Origin of the sequence: Gimesia chilikensis (assembly GCF_008329715.1) — a bacterium.
Classification (GTDB): Bacteria; Planctomycetota; Planctomycetia; order Planctomycetales; family Planctomycetaceae; genus Gimesia; species Gimesia chilikensis.
Window position 1 is genome coordinate 429729 of sequence record NZ_VTSR01000007.1, and the last position, 25709, is coordinate 455437.

The 25709-nt window shown below is 51.5% G+C and carries 19 protein-coding genes; 5 read left to right on the plus strand and 14 right to left on the minus strand.

Translation table 11 applies throughout. The annotated features are described in order from the left end of the window. The first annotated feature begins 54 nt into the window (after nt 1-54). Nucleotides 55-2373, plus strand: coding sequence for a transglutaminase TgpA family protein (locus tag FYZ48_RS11460; RefSeq protein ID WP_149340438.1), 2319 nt, complete (start codon nt 55-57; stop codon nt 2371-2373). Between the two features lie 25 nt (nt 2374-2398). Here the strand turns inward: FYZ48_RS11460 and FYZ48_RS11465 are convergent, their stop codons facing one another. From FYZ48_RS11465 to FYZ48_RS11485, 5 genes are all read right to left on the minus strand, one after another. Further along, the gene (locus tag FYZ48_RS11465; protein WP_145185257.1) at nt 2399-3508 is read right to left on the minus strand and encodes an ABC transporter permease; all 1110 of its coding nucleotides are present in this window, start codon (nt 3506-3508) and stop codon (nt 2399-2401) included. A gap of 65 nt (nt 3509-3573) precedes the next feature. Continuing rightward, the gene (locus tag FYZ48_RS11470) at nt 3574-4560 is read right to left on the minus strand and encodes an ABC transporter permease (protein ID WP_149340440.1); all 987 of its coding nucleotides are present in this window, start codon (nt 4558-4560) and stop codon (nt 3574-3576) included. A gap of 110 nt (nt 4561-4670) precedes the next feature. Further along, complete coding sequence (locus FYZ48_RS11475) at nt 4671-6581, minus strand: peptide-binding protein (protein ID WP_149340443.1); 1911 nt, start codon at nt 6579-6581, stop codon at nt 4671-4673. 246 nt (nt 6582-6827) lie between these two features. Next, entirely contained in the window at nt 6828-7238 is a 411-nt protein-coding gene (locus tag FYZ48_RS11480; protein WP_187781979.1) for a CAP domain-containing protein, read from the minus strand. A 208-nt stretch (nt 7239-7446) separates the two neighbouring features. Further along, nucleotides 7447-9309 carry an ABC transporter ATP-binding protein gene (locus FYZ48_RS11485; RefSeq protein WP_149340445.1) on the minus strand — a complete coding sequence of 621 codons (1863 nt, stop codon included), beginning with the start codon at nt 9307-9309 and terminating at the stop codon, nt 7447-7449. A gap of 174 nt (nt 9310-9483) precedes the next feature. Here FYZ48_RS11485 and FYZ48_RS11490 point away from each other — a divergent pair, with 174 nt between their 5' ends. After that, entirely contained in the window at nt 9484-10431 is a 948-nt protein-coding gene (locus tag FYZ48_RS11490; protein WP_187781980.1) for a glycosylase, read from the plus strand. Between the two features lie 16 nt (nt 10432-10447). Next, entirely contained in the window at nt 10448-13045 is a 2598-nt protein-coding gene (locus tag FYZ48_RS11495) for a DNA internalization-related competence protein ComEC/Rec2 (RefSeq protein ID WP_187781981.1), read from the plus strand. Between the two features lie 16 nt (nt 13046-13061). On the opposite strand, the gene FYZ48_RS11500 is transcribed toward FYZ48_RS11495, so the two are convergent. The 4 genes from FYZ48_RS11500 to FYZ48_RS11515 form a co-directional block, all read right to left on the minus strand. Next, complete coding sequence (locus FYZ48_RS11500) at nt 13062-14030, minus strand: tetratricopeptide repeat protein (protein ID WP_261344357.1); 969 nt, start codon at nt 14028-14030, stop codon at nt 13062-13064. Between the two features lie 94 nt (nt 14031-14124). Continuing rightward, the gene (locus tag FYZ48_RS11505) at nt 14125-14352 is read right to left on the minus strand and encodes a winged helix-turn-helix domain-containing protein (protein WP_149340454.1); all 228 of its coding nucleotides are present in this window, start codon (nt 14350-14352) and stop codon (nt 14125-14127) included. Nucleotides 14353-14536: 184 nt separating this feature from the next. Beyond that, nucleotides 14537-14995 carry a hypothetical protein gene (locus FYZ48_RS11510; protein WP_149340456.1) on the minus strand — a complete coding sequence of 153 codons (459 nt, stop codon included), beginning with the start codon at nt 14993-14995 and terminating at the stop codon, nt 14537-14539. 148 nt (nt 14996-15143) lie between these two features. Then, nucleotides 15144-17672 carry an excinuclease ABC subunit UvrA gene (locus tag FYZ48_RS11515; RefSeq protein ID WP_149340458.1) on the minus strand — a complete coding sequence of 843 codons (2529 nt, stop codon included), beginning with the start codon at nt 17670-17672 and terminating at the stop codon, nt 15144-15146. 139 nt (nt 17673-17811) lie between these two features. Here FYZ48_RS11515 and FYZ48_RS11520 point away from each other — a divergent pair, with 139 nt between their 5' ends. After that, on the plus strand, nt 17812-18438 hold the full coding sequence (locus FYZ48_RS11520; protein ID WP_145041248.1) for a hypothetical protein: 627 nt from the start codon (nt 17812-17814) through the stop codon (nt 18436-18438). 68 nt (nt 18439-18506) lie between these two features. Here FYZ48_RS11520 and FYZ48_RS11525 read toward each other — a convergent pair whose 3' ends face one another. After that, entirely contained in the window at nt 18507-18785 is a 279-nt protein-coding gene (locus FYZ48_RS11525) for a hypothetical protein (RefSeq protein WP_145185291.1), read from the minus strand. 446 nt (nt 18786-19231) lie between these two features. Here FYZ48_RS11525 and leuB point away from each other — a divergent pair, with 446 nt between their 5' ends. Then, nucleotides 19232-20305, plus strand: a complete 1074-nt coding sequence (gene leuB / locus FYZ48_RS11530; RefSeq protein WP_145041252.1) for a 3-isopropylmalate dehydrogenase — start codon at nt 19232-19234, stop codon at nt 20303-20305. Between the two features lie 90 nt (nt 20306-20395). Here the strand turns inward: leuB and FYZ48_RS11535 are convergent, their stop codons facing one another. Genes FYZ48_RS11535 through FYZ48_RS11550 form a run of 4 tightly spaced genes read right to left on the minus strand, consistent with a single transcriptional unit; the run spans nt 20396 to nt 25703 of the window. Continuing rightward, complete coding sequence (locus tag FYZ48_RS11535) at nt 20396-21274, minus strand: hydroxypyruvate isomerase family protein (RefSeq protein WP_145439958.1); 879 nt, start codon at nt 21272-21274, stop codon at nt 20396-20398. Nucleotides 21275-21308: 34 nt separating this feature from the next. Further along, nucleotides 21309-22862 carry an ABC transporter permease gene (locus FYZ48_RS11540; protein ID WP_149340460.1) on the minus strand — a complete coding sequence of 518 codons (1554 nt, stop codon included), beginning with the start codon at nt 22860-22862 and terminating at the stop codon, nt 21309-21311. Beyond that, the gene (locus tag FYZ48_RS11545; RefSeq protein ID WP_149340463.1) at nt 22862-23824 is read right to left on the minus strand and encodes an ABC transporter ATP-binding protein; all 963 of its coding nucleotides are present in this window, start codon (nt 23822-23824) and stop codon (nt 22862-22864) included. Before FYZ48_RS11545 ends, FYZ48_RS11540 begins: the two co-directional genes overlap by 1 nt. Beyond that, nucleotides 23814-25703 carry a hypothetical protein gene (locus FYZ48_RS11550; RefSeq protein ID WP_149340465.1) on the minus strand — a complete coding sequence of 630 codons (1890 nt, stop codon included), beginning with the start codon at nt 25701-25703 and terminating at the stop codon, nt 23814-23816. The genes FYZ48_RS11545 and FYZ48_RS11550 overlap by 11 nt, the downstream gene beginning before the upstream one ends. Between the last annotated feature and the right edge of the window lie 6 nt (nt 25704-25709).

The window sequence follows — 25709 nt, forward strand, 5'->3', positions numbered from 1 at the left end:
CGAATTGATTGGTTGAAATAACGTTCCACCATTTCAGATAGAGAAGAATTACTGGTGAATTTAACTCTCATTTTTCAGATCAGTGTCTACTGCCTCATCGCGTTGTCCAGCTTCATGTTCATGCTGGCCGAAGGGGGCCTGTTTCCTCAGCTGTTCACAATTCCTCTTGGGTTAATCACCCTGTTTTTTACCGATCGCTGGAACAAATTCAGCATGAGTCCGCTCTGGGCGAACATTCTGGGGCTCCTGGCGTTTCTTTTGGTGTGTGGCGAATTCTTTTCTGATATCGAAGGCCGCCTGCTGGCGGGGGCGCATTTCCTGGTCTACCTGACCTGGATCATCCTGCTGCAGAAAAAAGGGGACACTCAGTACTGGTGGCTGTTTGCGCTGGGATTTCTGCAGATCGCCGTCGGGGCGGTGTTGACCGAATCCGGTTACTATGGAATTCTGCTGGTTGTCTATCTGTTTCTCGCTTTCTGGACGCTCACCGTCTTCTCGATTTATCGCACTGATAAAACCTTTTCCAGTCAGCAGGCACCGACTCCCCTGCCGCGTACCGCGGTCGCTACGAGTACGACCTCCCCGTTTCACCGGCAGAGTCACGTACAGGACGGCATTCAGTCAGACCAGACACGTAAATGGATCACGGCAGAATTTATCTGGTCGTCCATAGGCTGCTCCATCAGTGCACTGATCATTTCCATGTGTTTCTTCCTGTTGATTCCGCGACTGTGGGTCAATCGTTCCTTCTTTAACAATGAGACTCTCGAAGCCGAAAAGCGTCCCCTGGTGGGATTTGCTGAGAAAGTACAGCTCGGTGAAATGGGAGAAATCCTGGAAAGCTCTGAGCGGGTACTGGAACTGACGGTTTACGACAACCAGACCGAGGAGCCGATTCCCGTTATGGAATTCGTCAGAATTCTGGGTATGGACGAGCCGCTGTTTCGCGGTGCGGTTCTTTCGACCTACGACAACGGCAGCTGGAGTCGGCTGCGCCGTCACTCCAACTGGCGGTTACTGAATTCGCAGGAACTGGAAATCAAAGACCTTTACCGGCAGGAAATGGTAATGGAGTCGATCGGGACCAATGTTCTGTTCGTACTGCAACCGATCGTGGGCATGGACATGCTCAGTAAAACCGAAAATACATTGAATCTTGATACGCTGGAGATCCGTCAGACCCACCCCCCTGAGGTGGATGGGAACACCAAATACAATGTCTTTACCGCCAAGGATCTGGATCAGAATATCCTGATGAATCAGCTCGATAATGAAGAAGTCTACCTGGACTTGCCCCGCAAAGATTTAAGGCGGCTGATTCAGTACACAAAGAAGTTGATCGCCGACCATCCCGAGTTGAAGACGAATCTGGCTAAGGCAAAGTTTCTGGAATCCCATTTACGCGATTCCGGTGAATTCAGCTATACGCTCAACATGTCGATTGTGGATCCGGAAATCGATCCCGTGGAAGACTTCCTGTTTAATCGTAAATCAGGACATTGTGAGTATTATGCATCCTCCCTGGCACTGATGTTACGGGCGATTGATATTCCCACGCGAGTAATCAGTGGTTTCAAAGGGGGGGATTCCAGTTATCTTTCGAACCAGTTTGAGGTTCAACAGCGTTACGCCCATTCGTGGGTTGAAGCGTTTCTGGACGGCAAATGGATCACAATGGACGCCACTCCCAGCCTGGAACGGGCAGAGATGGTTGCCCAGAGCGCGCCCTCTTTGGGAAGCTGGAAAGGCATGTCGAAGTTCTTCAGCCAGTTTTGGTCTGATTATGTGATTGGAGTCTCTTTTCAACGGCAGAAAGCGACCTTCTACGACCCCCTGCTTCGGGCTGGTAAGAAAATCGGAAACCGTCTGCTCGATATTCGGACGACGACCGTCAGTATGTTTCAGTCCGTTAAGAAGTTCCTCTCCTCCCCCCGTCGCTGGTTCAGCTGGGAAGGTGCGGCTGCTGTCTTCATTATTGCCGGCCTGTTCTTTGCGCTGAAATGGTTCTGCCAGGTTATGATTCGTCTGATCCGTAAATTACTGGCCAGGAACCAGGACGAGGAAAGTAAAATGCGCTCTGCCCAGATTGCATTTTACGAACGGTTCCAGAAACTGCTGGCCAGCAAAGGCTTGATCCGTAAACAGACAGAGACTCAGCAGGAATTCTCTCATCACGTGAAAGTAGACCTGAAGCAGGAACTGACTCAGGCGCAACTCAGCGAATATCCGGAAGAAATATCCCGACTTTATTACCAGGTCCGCTACGGAAATCATCCCCTGGAGCCGGAGCAGTCAGCGGAGATCGACCAGAAGCTGACGACACTCGAATCTGCATTGCTGGAACAGAAAGAGGGTTCCACCGTTGCAAAGTAGAGTGGTCCCGACGATTCTCTCAGGTTCAGGCATCCCGCAGTCGGGGATCTGAAGCTTCCTGCAATCCTTCGCCGATCAGGTTATATGCCAGCACGGCCATAAAGATCGCCATCCCCGGGAAGAAGATTAACCACCACATCTGCAGGTTCTGCCGCCCCATATTCAGCAGTGTTCCCCAGCTGGGATTTGGGGGAGGTGCTCCGAAGCCCAGGAAGCTCAATCCGCTTTCAATCAGAATGGCGGCGGCAATTCCAAAGGTGATGGGAACCAGAACCGGTGCCAGCGAGTTGGGCAGAATGTAGCGAAAGATGATGCGAAACTGTCCAACCCCGGTTGTCTTCGCTGCCAGAACGAAATCGCTTTCTCGCAGCTTCATGAATTCAGCGCGTGCCAGACGGGCGATACCAGTCCAGCCAGTACAGCCGATGATCGCCATCATATGCCAGATAGTGGGCGCATCGATGATAGCAATGATCGCCAGAATCAGAATTAATGTCGGAATGCACATCACAACCTCGATGACCCGGCTGAGCACCATGTCGAGGCCTTTGCCATAAAAACCAGCCAGTGCGCCGACAATGATTCCAATGACTCCCGCAATGCCCATCGAGACGAAACCCACGGACAAGGCGATCGTGGTTCCGTGGACCATCTGCGCGAAGACATCCACCCCCCGTTGGTCGGTACCAAACCAGTTACGCAAACTGGGTTTCCCGTTGTCCTGGGTGGGATTTCCCGGCATTCCCTTCCATTCGTCGTCATACACGCGGCGATAAGGATCCTGATAGACCAGTGGCCAGATCGCCCAGCTGTCGGGATCTTTCGCTTTCAGGTTTTCTGGGTAGCGGTTGCGAAAGCGGTCTTTGTAGAAGATCGGGTTTTCCCATTCGCGGCGGAAGTAGCCCATCGCGGGAAAGTAAATGTGACCTTTGTATTTACAGATGATCGGTTTGGTCCCGGCAATCGCAGGAGCAAAGACCGCTACCATGCAGAGAAAGCCGATGTAGATCAGAGCGATCATCGCCATTTTGCGATGTTTGAAACGCTGCCAGGTCTCAGCCCAGAAACTGGGTGACTTTTTGACCTTCTTCGGTGCAGTGACATTATTCTGGTCAGTGTCAGATTTCTGTTGCATGATGAGTAATGACTTTAAGAGAAATCAGTTTCAGATATAAACCATGGTTGAGTACAGAAGCCGCATCAGTGATCAGAGATTTTGACCCGGGGGTCAGCCATCGCGTAGAAGATGTCGGCCATAAGTTGTCCTGCCAGAGTCAGGATCGCAAACATCAGTGTCAAACCCATGATCGTCGGGTAATCCCGTTCCAGAATGGATTCAAAATAAAGCTGTCCCATGCCGGGCCAGCTGAAGATCCGCTCGATAATCACTGAGCCTCCCAGCAGCGAGGGAAGTGTCAGTCCAATGAGAGTCACCAGCGGAATAAATGTATTGCGGAAAGCATGTCTGACGAGAACATTCACGGGCCCCAGCCCCTTGGCGCGAGCCGTGCGGATGTAATCCTGTCTCAACACTTCGTGCATATTCGCCCGAATGAACCGGCTGTAATACGCGAGACTGCCATAGGTGTAGCAGATAATCGGCATGAGGGCGTGCAGGAAAATATCCCAGACCTGCTGGATCGTCGACATCGAGCTGTAGTTATCGCTCTTCATGCCATACAGAGGCAGCCAACCCAGTTTATTGGCCAGATAGATCTGCAGAAACAGAGCCGCTACGAAACTGGGGAACGAATACAGCATATACAGAATCGTGCCGATGGTTCGTTCGTCGAGATGACCCTGACGCGCCGAGGAATACAGGCCCATTGGAATGGCCAGCAGATAGGTTAACAGCAGTGAGCTCACCGAGAGAATCAGTGTCGGTCCGATTCGTTCGCTGATCAGACGGGTGACCGGTTGCTTGCGGGAAATGGAGCGCCCCAGATCAAGACGGCAGACATTACTCACCCACAAAACATACGCCTGAGGCCAGGGTTTATCCAGCCCGTAGGCTTTTTCCATTCGTTCACGGTCTGCCTCACTCAATTCCTTGCCGGGGTCGATCATCGCCATGGCATTGGAGAGAGGCGTTCCCGGCATGTTACGAATCAGGCCGAAGATGATAAACGTAATCAGCGTGAGTGTGACTAACCCGATGAGGAGCCTTCGCACGAGGTAACTGAACATGCTATTGAATCAATCCATTATCAGAATCAACAAAAACAGTAGCATTCGTCCGCCACAGGCTGAGCAGACTCTCAGCCTGTGATGAATCGAATCAGAGCAGCGTACGATGACTATTTCTCGACCGGTTTCCAGAGACTGCCAAAACCGGGACCGTACCCATAAGGACCACGGGGGCTGAAGACATAGCCTCTCAGGTCTTTATTGAAGCCGTAGAAGGAGTTGCGGTAGTAGAGCCAGGTGTAAGGCTGATCTTCGTAGAGAATCTTATGGATTTCTCCATAGATTTTCGCACGCTTGTCCTTATCAAATTCCCGACGCCCCTCTTCGAACAGTTTGTCGACTTTCGGGTTAGAATACTGTCCGTAGTTACGGCCTTCCCCTGTTTTCCAGAGGTTCATGCCGGTATCAGGGTCGGTGCCGGTTCCCCAGCCACCGAACATGGCCTGGAACTGATGTTTGCGGGCTTTATCCTGCATCACGGTGAATTCTGTCGCTTTGACCTCACAGATAATCCCGATCTGGTCGAGGTTCTCCTTGAGGAGCGTACAGATGGAAAGTGACAGAGGTCGGCTGGCAGTCATGATGGTGAAGCGGAATGGAATCGTTTTACCGTCGAATTCTTTGTCGCGGATCCCGTCGCCATCATGGTCGATCCAGCCTGCTTCGTCGAGCAGCTGTTCGGCTTTCTTCAGGTCCTGGTGAAACGGTTTCGTCATCGGCTTGGGCGACATCCAGGCCGTTTCATGAAAAATACCGGTACAGGGCTGATAGAGTCCGTAGCAGAGTTCATCCAGCATTTCCTGATGATTGAATGCATAGGACATCGCGGTTCGTACTTTCTTATCCTGGAAGAACAGCGTTTCACAGTTCCAGCCAAAATAGAAGTAGACCCATTCCAGTCCACTGGCTTTGGTGCAGACATCATAGAAATCTTTCCCATCCGTCTGGGTTTTCCAGAGTTCGGGATTCAGAGCCATTTCGTCGATCTCGCCATTTTTCAGAGCGAGCAGCGCCGTATTGGGATCTTCAATAATTCGCAGGCGAACACGTTCGAAGTAAGGCCGACTGCGAACCTGTTTGCCGTCCTGCATGTACCAGCCTTCCCGGCGTTTGAGCAGGATCTCCTGTCCACGAACCCGTTTCTCATATTCGTAAGGGCCGCCGGTGACCGGGTTGTTCTCGTACTTGACGTGATATTCGCTGTCCTGCAGCGTGGGATCACTATCCAGTTCTTTGGAGTAGATATGTTTCGGAATAATCGGGAAGTTCAGATTCCAGACGTTGGTCGGCAGTGCTTCTTTGTGAAAGAAGACGAGTGTCTGATCGTCGTAAGCTTCGATCCAGCGGATCTGGTCCGTTCCCGAACGAACGGCAGGCACCGGCACATCCGGATTCATGATTGTCTTGAAAGAAAAGACAATATCGTGCGCGGTAATCGGTTCGCCGTCTGACCAGGTCAGGTCGTCCCGCATGACGACTTTGTCGTACTTCTTATCTTTACTTGTCTGCCAGGAAACGACAGTGTCAGCAACGGCAAAGGGACGGAAGTTCCAGTCGAAACTAAACAGTCCAAACCCGGTTAAGGAACCCACTTCGAATTCGACCGCGGAGCTGCCCATGATGGGGTTGGTGCTTTTCATGTCCGCACCCACGTGGCGGTTGATGGTCGCGCCCCAGTCAACCTGTTCGTCATTTTCAGGCAGACGTCCCAGGGCACTCAGAATCTTTTCATTGTTTTCCTGGGTGTCATTTTTCAGTTTCAGAGCTTCTTCTACAGAGACCAGAGGTTTTTCCTTACTCTGTCGCTCACGCATCAGCTCGAGACTGTCCAGCACAGGCTGTTCTTCCCATTCTACTTTTTCATCCAGTTCCGCCAGTGACGGGGCATCGAATGGCTCGAGCAGAGGCTCGGATTTCTCAGCTTCTTCTGGGGTTTCAGGGGCAGGCCCGGGACAACCCGCCAGGAAGAAGGTGAGTAAAATAGTCAAAAGCAATCGATTCAGCGTGGATGAGTAGTACATGGATATTCCTTCAATTACTCCATTGGATCGTCGGGAAAATCTCGGGTGGATTCAATCGGGGTTCAGATCACTGCGAAACAGGTTCTGCGAGCTATTTGTAGTAGATTGTGGCAGACTCTGTCAAATAGAACAAGGCTGATTCTGGTTTTAAAGGCAAGTTGTGTTTAGACTTACCATCAACCAAAATCAGCCTGATGCAGTGAAAAGTCAAATTGTCATCCCGTAAACGGGATCAGGGGGTGAATCCTATTTGAAAACTCCCACCCAGTAGTGTTGTCCATTGCGGATCATATATCCGAAGCCCACCTGCGATCCGGTCAGCATGATCGAATGGTGTGCGGGTGATGCAATCCAGCCATTGACGGCAGCTGCTGCTGAGGTCGGTCCCTGGAAGATGATTTCCGGCCAGGGGAGGTTGCTGTGCTGATAGTATCCAGTGTCGGCCATCCAGGTGGCATGTTCCTGAGCTTGCAGGCACATTTTGGTATTCAGTGTCAGGGCAGGCATGCCGTTACGGGCACGTTCCTGGTTGTGGAGTTCGAGCAGTCGCTGAATGGTAGGATGTTTGATCAACCAGTCATGCTCTCCCTCTTTCTTTTCGTTCTCCTCAGAAAAAGCCGGCTGAATCAACAGCAGGCACATTAGACTTGCAAACACGACTCTCCATAATGGTCTTATAGTCATAATCCCTTTTCCTAGTCCTTCCCTATAGGATGTTAAGATGTGGGGCCGGCGAAAACTTTGACGGTCCCGTAACCTGAAGGGCAAGGTTAGCAACGGTAAAACGACCGGTCTACTGTTCGGAAAGGGGAAAATTGAGAACTCGGATCATATTGAAGAATCCACATATCATTGAGCGTTGGCGCTACGAATTCTGCTTTTTTCTATGTTCAACCCGGAGCCGGATTTGCGCCAAGTCATCAGTAGGCACTGATTCGATCAGACGTTTTGTATAGTCCTGCTGCGGGGCCTGATAAATCAGTTCTGAGGGGCCCAGTTCGACGAGTTTTCCCTGATTCATCACCGCCATCATGTCTGACATGAATTTCACAACACTCAAATCATGGCTGATAAAAATGTAAGTCAGGTGATGCTGTTCCTGTAAATCTTTGAGCAGATTCAGCACCTGCGCCTGCACGGAAACATCGAGGGCCGAAACGGATTCATCACAGATAATGAACTCTGGCTCGACCGCCAGTGCCCGTGCAATTGAGATGCGCTGTCGCTGACCGCCGGAGAATTCATGCGGATAGCGATCGAGATAATCAACCGTTAACCCGACCTCTTCCAGCAGTGCCGCAGCACGATCGCGCCGGTCCTGTTTGGAGCTTCCCAGATTGTGCGCGATCATCGATTCGGTAATGATCGTCGAGATCATCATGCGGGGGTTGAGTGAACTGTAGGGATCCTGAAAAATGATCTGCACTTTACGTCGAAATGGTTTTCTACCTGCGCGACTCATGTGTGCCAGATCATTCCCCTCGAGCAGAATTTTCCCATGCGAAACTGGTGCCAGGCCGACAATGGCTTTGCCGGTTGTCGTTTTTCCACAACCGGACTCCCCTACCAGTCCCAGTGTCTGTCCGCGATAGATATTCAAAGAGATGCCATCGACGGCACGCACATGGTCGACCGTGCGACGCAGGACACCGCTTTTGATCGGGTAATGCACGTGCAAATCATCGAGACTTAAAATCGGTTTCTCACCGTCCTGAACAAATTCCGATTCGGGAAGATTCTGTACCGTGTCCCACTGGTAACCCATCGACTCCAGTTCACTCCGCGGATGCAGCAGGCGGGGACGACCGTGAGTCGTCAACTCAAGAAAGCGGCTTTCATTAAACTCTTTTTCCTCAATCCGGTATTCGCCGGGTGAGGTTTCTTCGAAATCCATAAAGTCGGAAACGGTAGGCAACCGTTTAAAGGTCGTATCGAGTGCCGGTCGACAGGCAAGCAACCCTTTGGTATAGGGATGCTCTGCATTTTCGAAAATCTCCATCACCGGTTTGTATTCCACCAGTTTCCCACGAAACATGACAGCGACGTCGTCGGCGATTTCCGCGATTACTCCCAGATCGTGGGTGATGAACAGTACCGACATGCCCCGTTCATCCCGCAATTTGCGAATCAGGTTCAGAATCTGTGCCTGAATGGTCACGTCGAGGGCGGTGGTAGGTTCGTCGGCAATCAACAGTTCCGGGTTACAACTCAAGGCCATCGCGATCATCACGCGCTGTTTCTGACCGCCTGACATTTCGTGTGGATAACTCGAAAAACGTCGTTCCGGGTCCAGGATTCCGACTTCGTGAAACAGTTCGATGGTCCGCTGTTTTGCCTCGGTCTGACTGACCTTCTGGTGCAACATGATGGCTTCCATCACCTGCTTGCCAACCCGGAAAACCGGATTCAAAGAAGTGCCCGGTTCCTGGAAAATCATGCTGATTTCACGGCCGCGGATCTTCCGCATCTCGGGATCGGGTAGCTTAACCAGGTCTTTTCCCAGGAAGGAAATCGAACCGCCATCAATCTTCGCAGCGGTATCGGGGAGTAGTTTCATGATCGACAGTGAAGTCACCGACTTGCCGGACCCCGATTCTCCCACCAGCCCCAGTGTTTTTCCCTTTTCAATATGAATGGTCAGATCTTCGACAGCTTTGACTACGCCACGACTGGTGTGAAAGTAGGTCTTAAGTCCCTGGATATCGAGCAAAGCGGCAGACTCTGTCATGGGATTTCCTCTTGAAATCTATGGCATCATATGGGGAATCATCAGGCGGATCCGATTTCCGCAACCACGCTTTTGTAATTTCAAAAGCGATCTGCGTATAATAGCGAAACTCCGAGGAGTTGGCAGTGGAAACACAAGAAACCTGACGATTGTAGGAAAATGAATCGAATCACAATGAAACGCACTCTGACTGTAATCTTTTCTGTCCTGTTCTTTCAAGCCCTGATCGTTTCTCTGCCGGTGCAGAAACTCAGTGCAGAAGAGATCACATTTCCCGATGAACTCACAAAATTCGTCCCTTATCAGCACAATCCGATCTTCGAAGCCCAGGGGCCTGGACACTGGGATGTCAAAATTCGTGAACGTGGGTGGATCATGCCGGAGGGGGATCTGTATCACCTTTGGTTTACGGGTTATGACGGCAGCCGCGAGGGACTGAAAAAGCTGGGCTATGCCTGGTCCTATGATGGCATCCACTGGACCCGTTCTCCCTGTAATCCGATTTACGAGAAACACTGGGTAGAAGATATGATGGTCCTCAAACATGACGGGACCTATCACATGTTTGCAGAAGGCAAGAACGACATTGCCCAGCACCTGGTATCTACCGACGCTGTGAACTGGAAGCGGGTCGGCGCCTTGGACGTTCGACTGAGTAACGGAAAACCGATCCCGGAGGGTCCCTATGGAACCCCGGTTGTCTGGCATGAAAATGATCAATGGTACCTGTTTTATGAGCGACGGGACGCCGGCATCTGGCTGGCGATTTCTCCCGACATGAAAGTCTGGACCAATGTGAACAACGATCAGCCGGTGATGGTGCCTGGCCCCGGGAAATACGATCAGAAAATGATCGCCATGAATCAGTTGATTAAGCATCGTGGCACCTATTACATGGTGTTCCACGGGACGGCGTCGGCTAGAAAACCCTCTCTCTGGACGACAAATCTGGCGGCTTCTAAAGATCTGCTGCACTGGGTCAAATATCCGGGGAATCCCCTCACCAGACCGGAAGCCAATCAGTCCAGTGGACTGTTAATACCGGATGGAGACCGTTTCCGCTTCTACACGATGCATGGTCAGGTTGATCTACATCTGCCCGAAAATTCAAAATCGGAATGAGTCAGGACAGCAACTCATGAGCAATTCTTCTCTGGAAAGACCGTCGGTCACTGTAGAGAAGGATCGCGAAGTGAACCGCTTTCCCCGTTCGCCTGCCCTGACAGTACTGCTGGTATTTGCCGGCGGGATTGTAACGGATGCCTTTTATCCACTTCCGCTGGGCGACTGGATCTGGTTCAGCGGGCTGGCGTCACTGCTGTGGTGTGTTGCCTGTTACCAGCGTCGATTCGCCATTTCAGGTTGCCTGTTACTCATCTCGCTATTCTGTATGGGAGGACTGCGGCACCATGTTTTCTGGTACAGTCATGCACCAGATCACATCAGCCGGGTTTTTGATGACGGACCGACCGCAGACGACACAAGTAAACTGGTGCGTGTAACAGGCATTGTCAGCACGATGCCTGTTACAGAAATCGCTGATGGGGATGAGCAATATAATCCTGACGCTCCTCAGCAAAGGACTATGCTGGTACTCGCGTGCCGGAAGATTGATACAGGGCAAAATCAGTTTCCGGTCTCCGGAAAAATACAGGTCTCAATCTATGAACCAGCCACGCCGGGACGATCCGTTCCCTTTTCACTGGGCGATACGGTTACCGTCTGTGGGAAATTAACCCCTGTCAGTGGTAAACTGAATCCACAGGATTTTGACTTCAGTCAATATTACCGCAAACGGCAGATCGAAGCCCGTCTGTCGGTAAAATATTCAGAAGCGGTGAGCGTTATCATCCCCAGTGCGCGCTGGTCATGGAGTTCTTTTCGACAAACACTGCGTCAAAAAGTCAGAGACAATATCATTCAACAGACGTCAGGAGAGACTCAAGGAATCGCCCTGGCACTGCTGTTGGGAGACCGATCGGAATTGCGGTCTGAAACTCAGCAGAAGTTCAGTCGCTCCGGACTGGTGCATTTCCTCGCGATTTCTGGGCTCCATATCGGTTTTTTCAGCCTGTTTGTCTGGAGCTTCTGCCATGTGTTAAATCTGCCTCGCAAGGTGGCCTTCGGACTTCTGGTGCTGGCGATTGGCTTTTATCTTTCCATTATCGAAATCCGACCTCCGGTATTGCGTGCGGCTTTCTTTTGCCTCCTGGCCGTCCTGGGACTGATCAACTGGCGCACGATTACTACAGTGAATCTGGTCTGTGTGACTGCACTGGTGATTCTGATTATCAATCCCACAGACCTGTTTGACCCGGGAACGCAATTATCGTTTCTCGCTGTTGCCGCCATTTTGTGGACCGTGCAGCAGGACTTTTACAGCAAGCCGTTCGCACAATCCTGGATTCCGTTGCGCTGGCGTATTCTGGCAGAGGACCCGGTCCTGCAGACACCGTTGCACAAGGTCCTGATTCGACTGTTCCGCATGTTTTACAGCGTTTTTCTGGTTACGTTGATGATCTGGCTGCTGACGGCACCGCTGGTCATGTATTATTTCAACCTGCTGGCTCCGATCGGATTGCTGATCAATACCCTGGTGTTTCCGTTCCTGTTTCTGGTGTTACTGTTGGGATACCTGCTGATTTTCGCGGGACCGATTCTGCCCTGGGGAACATCCCTGTTTGGTTACTGCTTCAACAGCAGCTTGCAACTGTTATTGTCTCTGGTTGATTTCGCATCACAGATTCCCGGCGGCCACTATGAGTTACCGTCTCCCCCGGCCTGGTGGCTGATCTGTTATTATTCGTTTATTCTCCTGGCCATTCTTCCGGTAAGAGTGACTGCTGATCTATTTTCGCCCGCGTGCTTACGAAAGATCCGACTGTCACTCGTCCCCTGCTGGGTAGTGGGGGGACTGATTTTCCCCATTGCCAACCACGCGGAACCCGCATTGAAATGTACGATCATCGCCGTTCATCACGGCGCGGCAATTCTGATTGAATCCCCGGCTGGTCCCACCGTACTCTACGATGCCGGTTCGCTGGCGCCGGTCGAAGGGACCAGTGAGATTATCCGTAAAACGCTGTTGTCGCACGGCATCCGTCGCGTAGACCTGCTCTTGCTCTCGCATGCAGACAAGGATCATTACAACGCGGCATCTCGTCTGCTTGAGCGGGGGTATGTCAGAGAACTGGCCTTCCCGAAGTCATTCCTGGATCACCGTCAGGCTGGTACGATTGAATTAAGCGAACTGGCAGAGGACGAAGGATTACCGATGACGCTGGTCAGCAGAGGCGATCAGCTGGATCTTGGTGCAGGCGTTACAATCCAGATTCTGCATCCAGGCAACACGCAGGCTTTCGAAGAAGATAATGCCGCCAGTCTGACGGTGCTGGTTTCCTATCAAGGTAGAAGGATTTTGTTGACTGGTGATCTGGAAGGAGATGGATTACAGGCACTGCTTGCGCAGGAGTCACCCGGGACAATTGATGTACTCCTCTCCCCGCATCACGGCAGCTTGACAGCAAACACACGGGAGTTGGCAGAATGGGCCCATCCGGACTATGTGATTGTGAGTGGGGGCAAACCACAGACAATTGGACAGCTACAGCAGGTCTATGCGCCACAAACCAGGGTTTATGCTACCGCAACCCACGGTGCCCTGACCTGCTCCATCAGTCACGACGGGAAAGTAACAGTCACTCCCTATCGAACGCATCGTCGTTTGTTGCGGTAAAGCCGGGATCAGCAGTTTACTGCATGTCGATCGTATTCATCAGCTCTTCATGAGCACGGATTTCCAGCATGCGATGTTTGAGCAGTTTCCGCATATCGTTCATCGTTTTGAGTTTTTTCTGGAAGTCCTCATTCACCTGGGCCAGTTCAGAGTAATGTTTTGCCCCCTGTGAGATACAACGGTTGAGGTTCAGAATCGAGGGAGTGACCCCCGTTTTCAGATCGCGGATAATGCTCTCCGCCGCAACCTGCACTTCTTCACAGAGTTTATGCAGTTGCTTGCGATCGATTTCGCGTTCTTCTTCGGTGATGTCTCGCGTTGCAATCGAAACGTTCTTTTTACGTAGCGTTGATTCATCGACGAGTCTACCGAAGGGATTGAAGCCAGCTTTCTCTTTGGTCGTTTCAACGTCGAGAAGTTTGAGGGCATTGATCGCCTTTTTGAAGGAAGGCGTGATTTCCAGCGCGCGGCTGAAGCTCATATGCGCCTGGGTATGGTTTTTCATTTCGAGATATACATTACCCAGGTTAAAGTGCGCATCGACCATATCCGGGTCGAAACTGATCGCCTGCTTGTAAGCAGTCACCGCCATACTGAGCTGATTCAGGCCTTTGTGAGCGATGCCCATATTGTAAAACGCGTCTGCCGATTTCTTATCCTTATGCACCGCTTTGCGGAGCACGTCCAGAGCCTGCCGATATTCTCCCATGCGATTATAGATGGCTCCCATGTTAATGTAGGGAGAGGCATCGGCAGGGGAAAGCCTGGAGAGAGTTTTGAAGTGCTCGATCGCTTCCGGGTATTTTTTGAGCTGAAAGAAAACTGTAGCCAGACCGGTGTGAGCTTTCTTTTCCGTTGGTTTGGTACCAATGATCCGCTGATAGATCTCAACGGCCTCATTAACCTTACGTTCTTTCAGTAACTGACGCGCCTGCTGGTAGAGTTCTGTCAGATTTGAGCCTTTCATCAGTAAAGATTCTCCCACAGGGCAATCCCGAAACGACTCTGATTCCAGTCTGTCCGCAGTGATGTGCCCAGATCGCTGCGGGCAGTCAGAAATCAATCTGTAGAACTGTCTGCTATTCCTCTATCAGAGAAATGAGTTTGCTGCGAGAGCCTTTGTGAAAGCAAATTTTTCCTTCGCGGCCCAACCAGCCTACGGCCTGCATTACCAGATCGCGGGGAGCATCTATTTCACGAGACAATTTGCTTAAAGTAACCGGCTCATTCTCGCTCAAATATTGCCAGACGAGGCCTGCAACGACTCCGATGCTCTCGACCTGGTGCGACTCAATTTCCACTGACATCAGCCTGCTCCTGAACTGTAAACGTGTCGATTACGGTTATAGAACGTCAGTCACATTATCCAGATTAGGAGTTCGATCTACAATACCTCATCAGAAAAAACGTAAAATCGACGGGGATTCCACAGGGATTCGTGAATAATTCTGAGGATATCACACGGGGAGGCAGAACGGATTTCGGCGATCCCTAGACGATGTCCAGATATCCCTCATAGCCGCTGTCAAACACATCCAGGCTGGCTGAAATTGCTTCCAGATCTTTCCGAGTTTTGGCGAGTTCCTGATCCGTCCCCTGGTAGAGCACAAACGCCGTAAACAGATCCGTCTCGAATACGCGGAGAAAGGCGCTGTTGATCAGTTCAGAGCAGACAAATTCCAGATCGCGTGCCAGGCAGGTTTTCCCTGCCAGCTTAACGTCGGTTTTATAGACATCGAGTTCTTCGTATTCCTCCCGAAAGACTTCCAGTGAACGGTTGAGTAATTCCTCAGGGGGAATATCGACCATGTAGAGTGAAATCAACCAGAAGGAGGATTCTTCACTGCTGACACTGATCTGGATTTCTCCGTGCTCTTCATCGACCTGTTTGGTGAGTTCCCAGTCATCGGGATATTCAAAGGAGATACCGTATTCGTTAAATAATTTCATGACGTTTCTATATCTGTTCTGTAAACCGGGAGTTCGTTCTTGCAGTGCTATCTATCTGTAAGGAACACTGCGGGAAAGGATTATAGTTTCCCAACCCAATGATTTCAGGATCGTTACAGGCTCTTTTTTTAAAACAGTTCGAACCCGTTTATCGCAACAGAAGTTCAGACAGCATTTCACCGGTCGCCCCTGCTTTTCGCCAGGCCACATCCCGGGGAGTGCCGGCATCGAGCAGGTAACCACCGGCTTCGCCTCCCGTCGGTCCCAGTTCAATCATCCAGTCAGCCTGGATGATTGCCTGTGCCTGATGTTCGACAAACAGGACCGAATGACCTGCTCCAACCAGTCGTCGTAATACCTGCATTAATTGGTCAATGTCATGCACGTGCAGCCCGCGTGTCGGTTCATCGAGTACAAACAGCGTTTGTCCTGGCGTGCGGGTGATGAGTTCTTTCGCCAGTTTCAATCGCTGAGCTTCACCGCCGGAAAGCATATTGGCCGGCTGTCCCAGTGCCAGATAGCCCAGTCCCAGTTCAACCAGAACATGGAGCACATCGCTGACCTTGGGAATCGCCTCCAGGAACTGTGCCGCCTCCACTATGGACATGTCGAGCAGATCGCTCACACTTTTGTCACGATACTTGACGGCCAGTGTCTGCCGGTTAAAACGCCGCGTGTCACACAACTCACAGGGCAGATACAGGGAAGGCAGGAACTGCAGATCAACACGTCGGTACCCTTGTCCCTGACAGGCAGAGCAGCGTCCCTGTTTTGAATTGAAGCTGAACCGGCTCGCCGTGTATCCCCGCAATCGCGCTGTCTTTGTGCGCGCATACAATTTGCGGACTTCATCCCAGATTCCACAAAACGTCGCCGGATTAGAACGGCCGCTGCGGCCAATGGGAGTCTGATCAATGGTCTTCACCTGTTCCAGGTGTGAGACTCCTTCCAGGGAATCGTATGCTTTGTTCTGAACCTGCTGCTTTCGTAATTCCGCCTTCAGAGCCGGCACCAGGGTTTCCATGATCAGCGTACTTTTCCCACATCCACTGACGCCGGTGACACAGACGAGTTGACCGAGGGGAAGTTCGAGTGTGACGTTTTTCAGATTATGCAGCCGGGCCCCGGTCAGGCTGATTTTCGCGTCTGACGGGGGACTTGTCAGCGTGTCTGGAAAGTGAGCTGCGTGGCGGAGTGCCCGGGCGGTAAATGATTCTTCATTCCGGACCACTTCCTCGTAAGACCCCGCGGCGACGACTTCGCCTCCCGCCTCCCCTGCTCCCGGCCCCAGGTCGAGAATCAGATCACCGGCTTTGATCAGGTCCAGATCATGCTCCACCACAATCACGGTGTTACCATTCTGCTTAAGGCGATTCAGAATGGTCAGGAGTTTTTCCGTCTCTTTTGCATGCAAACCGGCAGTCGGCTCGTCGAGAATATAACAGGCGCCGGTTGTCTCACTCCCGAGACAGGCCGCCAGTCGCGCCCGTTGCAGTTCTCCCCCCGAAAGCGTTTGGACAGGCCGGGCCATCTGTAGATAACCCAGGCCGATTTCCTCCAGATACTGTAGACGACTCCGAATCGGCGGCACCAACTGGCTGGCAATTTCCCGATTTCGGGCGCCGGACTGTTCGAGCTCCTGAGACTCCCACTCCCTCAGCCAGTCGGTGATGCCTGAGGGGGGCATTCGCATCAGCTGGTCAATGGAGGTCTGGTGTAGAAAAATGGAGCGGGGATAGATATTCAGTCGCCCTCCCTGGCAGTCAGGGCATACGGAGACCGTTTGCTCATCATCGTCTGCTTCAATCACCCCCAGCCCATCACAGACGGGACAGGCCCCATAGGGACTGTTAAAGCTGAAGGTGCGGGGTTCGGGATCCGGGAAACTCAGATTACACGCCCCACAGGCCAGGCGGGTGCTCAGATAACGGTCAGACCAGCCCTCCGGTGTCTGATGGGTTACATAACAGGCGCCATTGCCATGCTTAAGAGCCAGATCGACTGATTCCTTAAGACGGGCCTCAATCCCCTCTTTGACGATAATCCGGTCGATCACAATTTCAATATCGTGGTCCATCTGCTCGTTGAGAGCGGGAGCCTGAGTGACATCCAGAATCTCGCCGTCAATGCGTGCGCGCACAAACCCCTCTTTGACGATCTTTTCCAGCAGAGCAGTGTGCTGCCCCTTCTTACCACTGACCACTGGCGCCAGAATCATGACCTTCTGCCGATCTTCCAGTGCCAGTATCAGATCAACGATCTGTTCGGCTGACTGCTGGTGCAAGGGTTGCCCGCAACGCGTGCAATGCACGATTCCTAATTGAGCATAGAGAATGCGAAAAAAATCGTAGACCTCGGTCAGCGTCGCCAGTGTGCTGCGTTTCGACTGGGTGCGCGGAGTCTGTTCGATACTGATCGTGGGAGGCAGTCCCGTGATCTGGTCCACATCAGGAGGCGTCATCTGGCTGAGTAATTGACGGGTGGCCGGCGAGAGGTTTTCCAGAAAGCGCCGCTGACCTTCGCTGTGCAGGGTGTCAAACACTAGGCTGCTTTTGCCACTACCACTGACTCCGGTTACCACCGTTAGTTGCTGATGTGGAAAAGAGACGTCGATATTTTTCAGATTATGGCAGCGAGCCCCATGAATCTGAATGGCTGGCATCGACTGGCTGGGCATAGACGGCTTTCTGAATCCCGGCTGGTTTCAATAAAAAAACAGCTGGGAAAGATCGGGGACAACGCTGGATGGGGTGACAGGCAACTGATATGATTTTAATCGCTGTTGAGAATATTAAAAGTTCAGGACCTGAAAGCTTATGTCGATCATCCCACATTCGTTTTACTTTCGTCACGCGATCATACTGCAGGAAGTAAAAAAGATTCCCCATCAGAAGGGACGGCTGCTCAAGCTGCCCGTTGCCTGCACCCTGCCCGATCTGACGTTTCAGCAGGATGCCTCAAAATGGGGAACGGTGAAGCTGGCCTGGAATAATGAGGGACTGGGAATCAGTCTGAAAGTGGATTCGAAACAGCATCCCACGACGCCTGCAGAGACCTTTCAGGTCTGGATTGACACACGCGATACCAAAAACATCCATCGGGCTAACCGGTACTGTCACCTGTTTCAGTTCCAGGCCTGTGGAAATACCCGCAAACAGCCGCTCTGCACGCAGATGACGATCAATCGTGCCCAGTCAGACGCTCCTCAGTCCGACCTCTCTCAGATCAAACTCTGGTCGGAGCTCAAAAACAACGGCTATGAACTGGAAGCCTGGCTGCCTGCGGAAACGCTCAACGGCTACGATCCTGCCGCTTATCCCCAGCTTGGTTTTTACTATAAGATCTTCGATTCGGAACTGGGTGAGCAATTCATGACGATCAACCAGGAATTCCCCTTTGGCCAGGACCCGAGTCTCTGGTCAACCATGCGTCTGGAATCCTGAAACGAAAACAGCGATGAACCAGGTATGGTCATCGCTGTTGATCTGATATCTCTGAGATCAGTCGGAGATTATTTGTTTTTTTTGGGCAATGCAACTGCGTAAAGCATGGTGACTGCGCCGATCGACATCAGGCTGAAGGCAGCCCAGTCGGGGGGATTCAGTTCTTCCTGCTGATCCTCATTCAGTGAGGTCATCCCCAGAAATCCACGGAACTCAGGTTCGCGAACGGGCTCTGGTTCTTCTTCCACCGTCACTTTGTGTGAGAGGACCATCTTGTCCACAAACAGAAATGACGTACCCGTCAGCAGTACAAACAAGCCGGCAGCAAAAAATGATGAGCGAAACATGCGATGTCCCTGTCCTGTAGCATACATCGATTACTATTTCGCTAGCTCCTCCTGAGCGTAAGCCCCGTTCCAAAAAACCTTCCTGACCAGTCTTGGGGGCTGTGAATGCGAATCGACGAAGAAAATCAAATTACGACCCACCCTGCAAAAACAGCGGGTTCTTATCTTTCTCTATCGGTAACTTGCTCTTTTCACTTGATTTTCTATAGGAATTCAACAGTTTCGGATAATACCAGCTGTCCGATTATGACAGTCATAGCGATCACCAAAGGGGTGTACATTCAGTTTTGGCCCCCTTCAATCCTTGAAACTGCATCGTGACCGGGATCCATAAAAAATCGCCTGAGCCACGACTGGAGTTTTCACTGTTCAGTCGCTAAATTGACTCTTCCGTATGATTTATCAATCGTTTGCTGAAAAATTTAAGATCTAGTGAGGAAAGTACCGTGGAAGCTCGGATTACCTTATTACCCGGCGATGGTATCGGGCCGGAAATTGTTGCACAGGCCAAGCGAGTTATTGATACGGTTGCCGATAAATATGGCCACCAGTTCGAAACTCCCTCCTGCCCGATGGGAGGCAATGCCATCGATGATTTCGGCGATCCGCTGCCTCCACAGACTCTGGAGACCTGCCAGGCATCGCAGGCGATTCTTCTGGGAGCCGTCGGTGGTCCTAAATGGGACGATCCAACCGCGAAAACACGTCCCGAAGCTGGTTTGCTGAAAATCCGTAAGGAACTGGGGCTGTTTGCAAATCTGCGTCCGATTAAGCCTTACAGTGAGTTGCTCGATGCGTCACCACTCAAACGGGAAATCATCGAAGGCACCGACATTCTCTTTTTCCGTGAACTGACCGGCGGCATTTACTTTGGTGAGTCTGGCCGCATGGAATCTCCGGATGGCGAAAAAGCCTACAGCATGATGACGTACACAACATCAGAAATTGCCCGGATTGTCCGCCTGGCTGCAGAATCGGCCCGTAATCGGCGAGGCAAGCTGACCTCCGTCGACAAAGCGAATGTGCTGGAAGTCTCTCGCCTCTGGCGTCAGGTTGCCGCCGACGTGATCAAAAACGAGTTTCCGGATATCGAGTACGAAGTGGTTCTCGTCGATGCAATGGCCATGCACCTGATCTCGCGACCTTCTGATTTTGATGTTGTCGTCACAGGAAACATGTTTGGCGACATCCTTACTGACGAAGGATCGATGCTGCCCGGTTCGCTGGGACTGCTCCCCTCTGCATCACTGGGCTCCGATGGCCCCGGCCTGTACGAGCCGATTCATGGTTCTGCACCGGATATCGCCGGCAAAGGGATTGCGAACCCGCTGGCGACGATTCTGGCCACTGCCATGCTGCTGCGACATTCACTCAACCTGGAAACGGAAGCGGCTGCCGTCGAAGAAGCTGTTGCCCGGGTTGTGGCTGCAGGACATCGTACAGCTGATATTGCCGCCGGTGGTAAGAGCATTTCGACCAGCGAAATGGGCGACCTTGTCATTCAGGAACTGACTGCCTGAGAACGGTATTCACCGTAATTCAAAGTAAAACGGCTGGGAAGAAAAATGATTTCCTTCCCAGCCGTTTTTTGTTTTCTGCAATTGAACTGCTTAGACGTCACACAGAATGACGGCTTCTTTCAGGCCCTCGTAGGGATCGCGCGTTGGAATGAATTCCTGTCCGACAAATCCCTGATAGCCAATATCGAGCAGTGCCTGCATAATTGGCGGGTAATTGATTTCCTGTTTCATATCCAGTTCGCCACGCCCCGGATTCCCGGCTGTGTGCACGTGTCCGATGTAGTCCTTATGTTCGTGCAGGCGACGAATCACGTCCCCGTCCATGATCTGGACATGGTAGATATCAAACAGCAGCTTCATTCGGTCTGAACCGACCTGTTTGATAATGTCGATGCAGTAATCCGTATGATCTCCCTGATAACCGGGATGCCCTTTCATGGGATGACTGCTGTCGCGTGAATTCAGCATTTCCAGGCAGAGATTCACATTATTCTTCTCGGCGTAACCGATGATCTTTTTCAGGCCGGCAACGCAGTTCTTCGCTCCTTCATCATCGCTGATACCGTCCCGCATGCCGGTGAAAGTGATCACATTTTTGACGCCGCCCGCGGCACATTCATCGATCCGCTTGCGCAGAATTTCAATACATTGATCCCAGTTATCCGGGTTGTTGAATCCGACTTTGAATCCATGGCTGGATGCGATCGCGCAGGTTAAACCATGTTTCTGGAGTGTCTTCCAGTTCTCGGCCGGCGTTAGTTCTACACTTTTGATTCCCAGCTGACTGGCGACCTGGGCCGTTTTGTCGATGTCCCAGTACTTCTTGAAGCACCAGTGAACGACTGACTGATTGATATTTCCCTTAAGTGTTTTGGAGGAAGAAGCATGGGCCGCCGAAAGCCCGAGCGCAGTTGCTGCCAGCGCGCCTGATGTCTGCAGCATGTTTCGACGACTGATGGGTGAGTGCATAAGAACCTCTGTTTCAGCAGGTAAAAGGAACAGTTTATTGTGAAGCCAGATGGACCAAACGTTCTTTGATCAGATAATGAAAAGCAACAATGCCAATCATCATCATAAACGTTACCGTGACGGAAAGTCCATCCATATCAGGCGCCCCTGTTCCCAGGGAAAGTAAACTGACTGAAACGAAGAAAAAAGTGTTACCCATCCACATGATGAAGAACGAAAGGGGCAATGCGCCCCATTTAATATAGGTGGACAGAAAAGCCGTCAGATGCCAGAAAAACAGGATCTCGGTACACATCATCCAGAACCCGGGTTCGGCAAAGACCAGGCCGGAATCGTAACGCATTTCCCTGAGACTGAATAACACCCCCAATGACAGATAGAAGAAGGCCGGCAGGATACTCAGTAGTGATCCTAGTACTTTAGAGTAAGCAATCTTCGCCATCGACTCAGGGAGCATCGCCGTGGAGACCAGCGTCTTCCACTGGATTTCCACATGGAAGATCCGCGCCGAGATCAGACTGATTTCAATCAGAATGACAATCAACATGGTCCAGAACATCGTCATCCCGATTTCCTGGATGGAATAGCTACGCGTGGTGTAACCAAAAAAAGTACAGAGAGAGAACAAAGCCATTCCGTAGGCAATGAATTTGATCAGGCTCATGCCATAGCCGCCGTGGACAAAAAAGAAGTCTTTCCACATCAGTGCCTGAGGCCAGGCGCGCCCCGGGGAAAACATACTGCGTTTCTTTTTTGCGACGAGTCTGCGTTCGGGAGTAGAAGACTGTTCGAGCAACGCAAAGCGGGTGAACAACCAGTTTGCCAGACCAAACAGGAACAGTCCCAACAACAAATTGCTCCAGAACTGGTATCCCCAGGCCGTCTCGTTGAAGCCGGTCGACAGGATGTTCGTAACCTGTTTGATCACAGAGGAATCGTAGATCCATTCGAGCATGATCCCCGCGACTTTCACGGGGAAGAAATTTCTCGAGATCCAGTTTTCATTGATGGCCGCTGTCCGCAACAGTTCAAACAGAGGGACACCCAGAAAGTACGTAACCAGGCCGATAAAGACCAGGGTGGAAGCGGTCCGCGAACGTGCGCTGATCACAGAGCAAAGCAGCCCCAGGTTAGCGACCAGAAACAGGAAGGCGGCCAGCGCGATATAGGCGGCAAGGACCTGCGAGAACATAACGCCGCCGAGCGTGATTGCGAGTAAGGTAAACGGGAACTGAATCGAGAGCAGTAACAGGGCGGCAATCAGGCGGGGCAGCATTTTTCCCAGCAACAGCGAAACCGGGTTGACCCCTGCCATCAATAGCAGCCCGATGGTCTCTTCTTCTTTTTCTTCGGTGATCGCTGTTGCGAAGAAGCTGATGCCTGCAATCAGGATAAACACAAAATTCAGATAGACGATCTGGCCGAACAAAGCCAGACCAGCCGCCCCCATCATGGAACTGCTCATCTGGGCGGAGAAGAGGCAGAACAGGATCAGGATCGCAAACAGGAAGCGAAACAGGTGTGTGCGCATCAGACGAAAGTCGACTGCCAACGCACGGTGAAACAGTGCAAAGGTTCCCTGAAACATCAGCGTACCCCCTGCTCTGTGAGATCGAGAAATGCCTGGTTCAAGTGCTTCTTGTCTCGCTGGAAGGAATCAATGACTCCATTGAGTGCAATGATTTTAGAAAGCAGCGCACTGGAATTGAGGATCGTCATATCAAAGGTCACCCGTATTTCCCGTGGCTTGGGTGTCTTTTCGACATTGACGATACCGGGTTCATTCGCCAGAGCTGAGATGATTGCATCCGGTTCCGATTCAAGGGTGATCTTATAGACGGGATGTTCCTGTTCATAATTCAGCAGACCATCCATGGATCCGCTGTATTTAATCAACCCTCGGTCGATAATGGTTACGCTGTCGCACAACTCAGCGAGCTCACTGAGAATATGTGAACTGATGAAAATCGTTTTGCCCATCCGCTTCAGTTCCTGGAGAATTTCCATTAACTCAATCCGGGCACGGGGATCCAGGCCGGAAGCCGGTTCGTCTAACAATAGCAGGTCGGGATCATTCACCAGCACCCGTGCCAGACTCACCCGCTGCTGCATACCCCGCGACAGTCCACTGATCAGCGAATCTCGGCGGCCATCCATGTCCGTTAATGTCAGCACATCATTGATGACCTGATCACGCTGTTCCTGCTTTAATCCATAAGCAGCCCCAAAGAAGTCCAGATATTCGAAGACAGTCATCTGTCGGTAGGTACTGAAATGGTCCGGCATGAAGCCGATTCGCTTTCGAATTTCCTTGACGGCAGTACGCACGTCGTGCCCAAATACGGCGACTTTGCCTGCCTGAGGTTGCAGCAGCGTGCAGATGATTTTGAGTGTCGTCGTCTTGCCGGCACCATTTGGTCCTACGAATCCATGCAGGGATTGTGGGTGAACCTGGAAACTGATTCCCTGAAGCGCACGATGCCCTTTGAAGGAATGCGAGACATTCTCAATATTGATGACAGGCGGATGATTCTGTTGGTCATTTATCATTGGTTAAATTCTTTTTCTCGGGTAAGGCGAGATTATAGGCGAAGAGAATACGTCCCTGCTGGGTTCCCTGCACGTTGGTTTTTACTTTGAGTGTTTCCGGAATCTCACCGTACAGAAAGAGCTGCAGGCGCGATGAGTCACCCTGGTACTGTTGCAGTTTTTCGGAACTGAGCAGACCGAGATCTTTTAATATCAAGTGTGTACGCAAACCGTCATAGACCTGCTCAATATCTGCATCCGAATTTGCGGTCCTGAGCCGTGAAGCATACAGCAAATCCGAATCGAGGTGTCTGTTCCAGGCTGAAAGCAGCTCTCGGCTTTTGCCTAACGATAATTCGCTCGGATTTTCACCGGAAGAGGGAATCAGGTCGTAGACGTATTTTCCGAGGATGAGTTGCCGGTGATTCAGCCCGGGTGGAAGTGGCGTTTCTGATTTGAGGGTCAGCTGTTTGAGAATCACGTTCCCGTTTTCCATGTCGATTTCATAATCCTGCACAGAAAACCGGGGGGACGTATAGGGGGCTTTGATTCGGTATATCATCCGGCGGCTCGAAAAGGGAGGAATGTCGGAGACGAACCTGCCGTCGTTGCCATTGAAAATCCCGCCACGCACCCGTTCGATCACTTGCGCTGTTGAAAAAATGGCGCCTTCACCGTCTTCCGTAAACTGGTAATCGTCCCCCTCAGTGACGAAGCAGTTCATCCAACAGGTCAGGTCCAGCTGATTGTCGGGGAGTGGTTTTGCCAGCAGCACGCTGTTAATTGTGGTTTTTTCTCCGTAGCCGCGTTTCCCGATGGTCCAGAAGATGATGCTGAATACGCTAACGGTACAGAGTAGAAACAGGAGGGAATTGCGATACCGCATCATATTTTTTCGATGCTGGAACAGATAACAGCCGGGAAAGATCAGAAGTATATAGAATAACGTCATAATATAAATTACCGCCCAGTTATGAGTCGGGCGGGTCAGTTCGGATAACTGGTAGAGAAATCCAGAGTTGATGTCCCCATACTGGTAAGGATCATAGTTCTCTCCGCTGGACTGGGATTCATTTGCCAGGGGAGCAGAAGCATAAATGCCCAACGACTTCGCCTCGCTGTCGCGGACGGCCTGGATTCGTTCATCCAGAGTCGTTGCTTTCAGTTGATTCAACTTTGAATTGTGGCGTATCACCAGTCCCGCACCGACGCGAAAATGATCAAAGGGGGCATTCAGGGGGGCTAAGTTCGATGTAAATTTCAAACTCTCACCACTGGGGTTGGGAAGCAGATGCAGAATGCCCCCCTGCTCCAGCCAGTCCATGAACGAGACTCGACGGGCCACATCCCAGCGCGGCACATGCCCCAGAATGACTTCATCCAATGAATCCGTCGCGGTCACAAACGGAGGAAACAGGTCTTCCGGGTATTTCTTAAAGCTGGCTCCCCCCTGGAGGAGGCCATCGCTCCCGGCGATGATAATCCGCAGAGGCCCGGTCGTGGTGGTGGTACCTCCGGTTCGTTTGACGCTGCGATATTGTACAAAGCCGGGGCCCCAGTTCAGGCTCCAGTCTTCATCCTGACCATCGACGATATAAGGATAGAACTGGACCCACTGGGAACTGTAAGGTGGCAGATAGACTTTTTTATACAGTGGCGCGCCGACTTTTGTTCCATTAAACTGCTGACGATTCAGCTGAACCGCTTCGTCGAAGACCTCGGGAGTATTATTGCTTAAACGCAGAGAGAGCGGGACAAATTTTCCCCGAACCGGTTGGTTATTGAATCCCCAGATGGTCTCCTCGACATCAATCGCATAAACAGCGGAAGGCAACATCAACAGCATGAAGAGCAGCAGCAGCTGGTTAATAATTTTGTAGTCCAGATACGTTCGGAACATCCTCGT

Excerpts from the sequence above, each read along its gene's own strand:
- FYZ48_RS11505 (WP_149340454.1), bottom strand. The coding sequence starts at position 14,352 with ATGTCAGTGGAAATTGAGTCGCACCAGGTCGAGAGCATCGGAGTCGTT.
- FYZ48_RS11495 (WP_187781981.1), top strand. The coding sequence starts at position 10,448 with ATGAGCAATTCTTCTCTGGAAAGACCGTCGGTCACTGTAGAGAAGGAT.
- FYZ48_RS11520 (WP_145041248.1), top strand. The coding sequence starts at position 17,812 with ATGTCGATCATCCCACATTCGTTTTACTTTCGTCACGCGATCATACTG.
- FYZ48_RS11465 (WP_145185257.1), bottom strand. The coding sequence starts at position 3,508 with ATGCAACAGAAATCTGACACTGACCAGAATAATGTCACTGCACCGAAG.
- FYZ48_RS11515 (WP_149340458.1), bottom strand. The coding sequence starts at position 17,672 with ATGCCCAGCCAGTCGATGCCAGCCATTCAGATTCATGGGGCTCGCTGC.
- FYZ48_RS11525 (WP_145185291.1), bottom strand. The coding sequence starts at position 18,785 with ATGTTTCGCTCATCATTTTTTGCTGCCGGCTTGTTTGTACTGCTGACG.
- FYZ48_RS11545 (WP_149340463.1), bottom strand. The coding sequence starts at position 23,824 with ATGATAAATGACCAACAGAATCATCCGCCTGTCATCAATATTGAGAAT.
- FYZ48_RS11475 (WP_149340443.1), bottom strand. The coding sequence starts at position 6,581 with ATGTACTACTCATCCACGCTGAATCGATTGCTTTTGACTATTTTACTC.
- FYZ48_RS11485 (WP_149340445.1), bottom strand. The coding sequence starts at position 9,309 with ATGACAGAGTCTGCCGCTTTGCTCGATATCCAGGGACTTAAGACCTAC.
- FYZ48_RS11490 (WP_187781980.1), top strand. The coding sequence starts at position 9,484 with ATGAAACGCACTCTGACTGTAATCTTTTCTGTCCTGTTCTTTCAAGCC.
- FYZ48_RS11550 (WP_149340465.1), bottom strand. The coding sequence starts at position 25,703 with ATGTTCCGAACGTATCTGGACTACAAAATTATTAACCAGCTGCTGCTG.
- FYZ48_RS11470 (WP_149340440.1), bottom strand. The coding sequence starts at position 4,560 with ATGTTCAGTTACCTCGTGCGAAGGCTCCTCATCGGGTTAGTCACACTC.
- FYZ48_RS11510 (WP_149340456.1), bottom strand. The coding sequence starts at position 14,995 with ATGAAATTATTTAACGAATACGGTATCTCCTTTGAATATCCCGATGAC.
- FYZ48_RS11540 (WP_149340460.1), bottom strand. The coding sequence starts at position 22,862 with ATGTTTCAGGGAACCTTTGCACTGTTTCACCGTGCGTTGGCAGTCGAC.
- FYZ48_RS11535 (WP_145439958.1), bottom strand. The coding sequence starts at position 21,274 with ATGCACTCACCCATCAGTCGTCGAAACATGCTGCAGACATCAGGCGCG.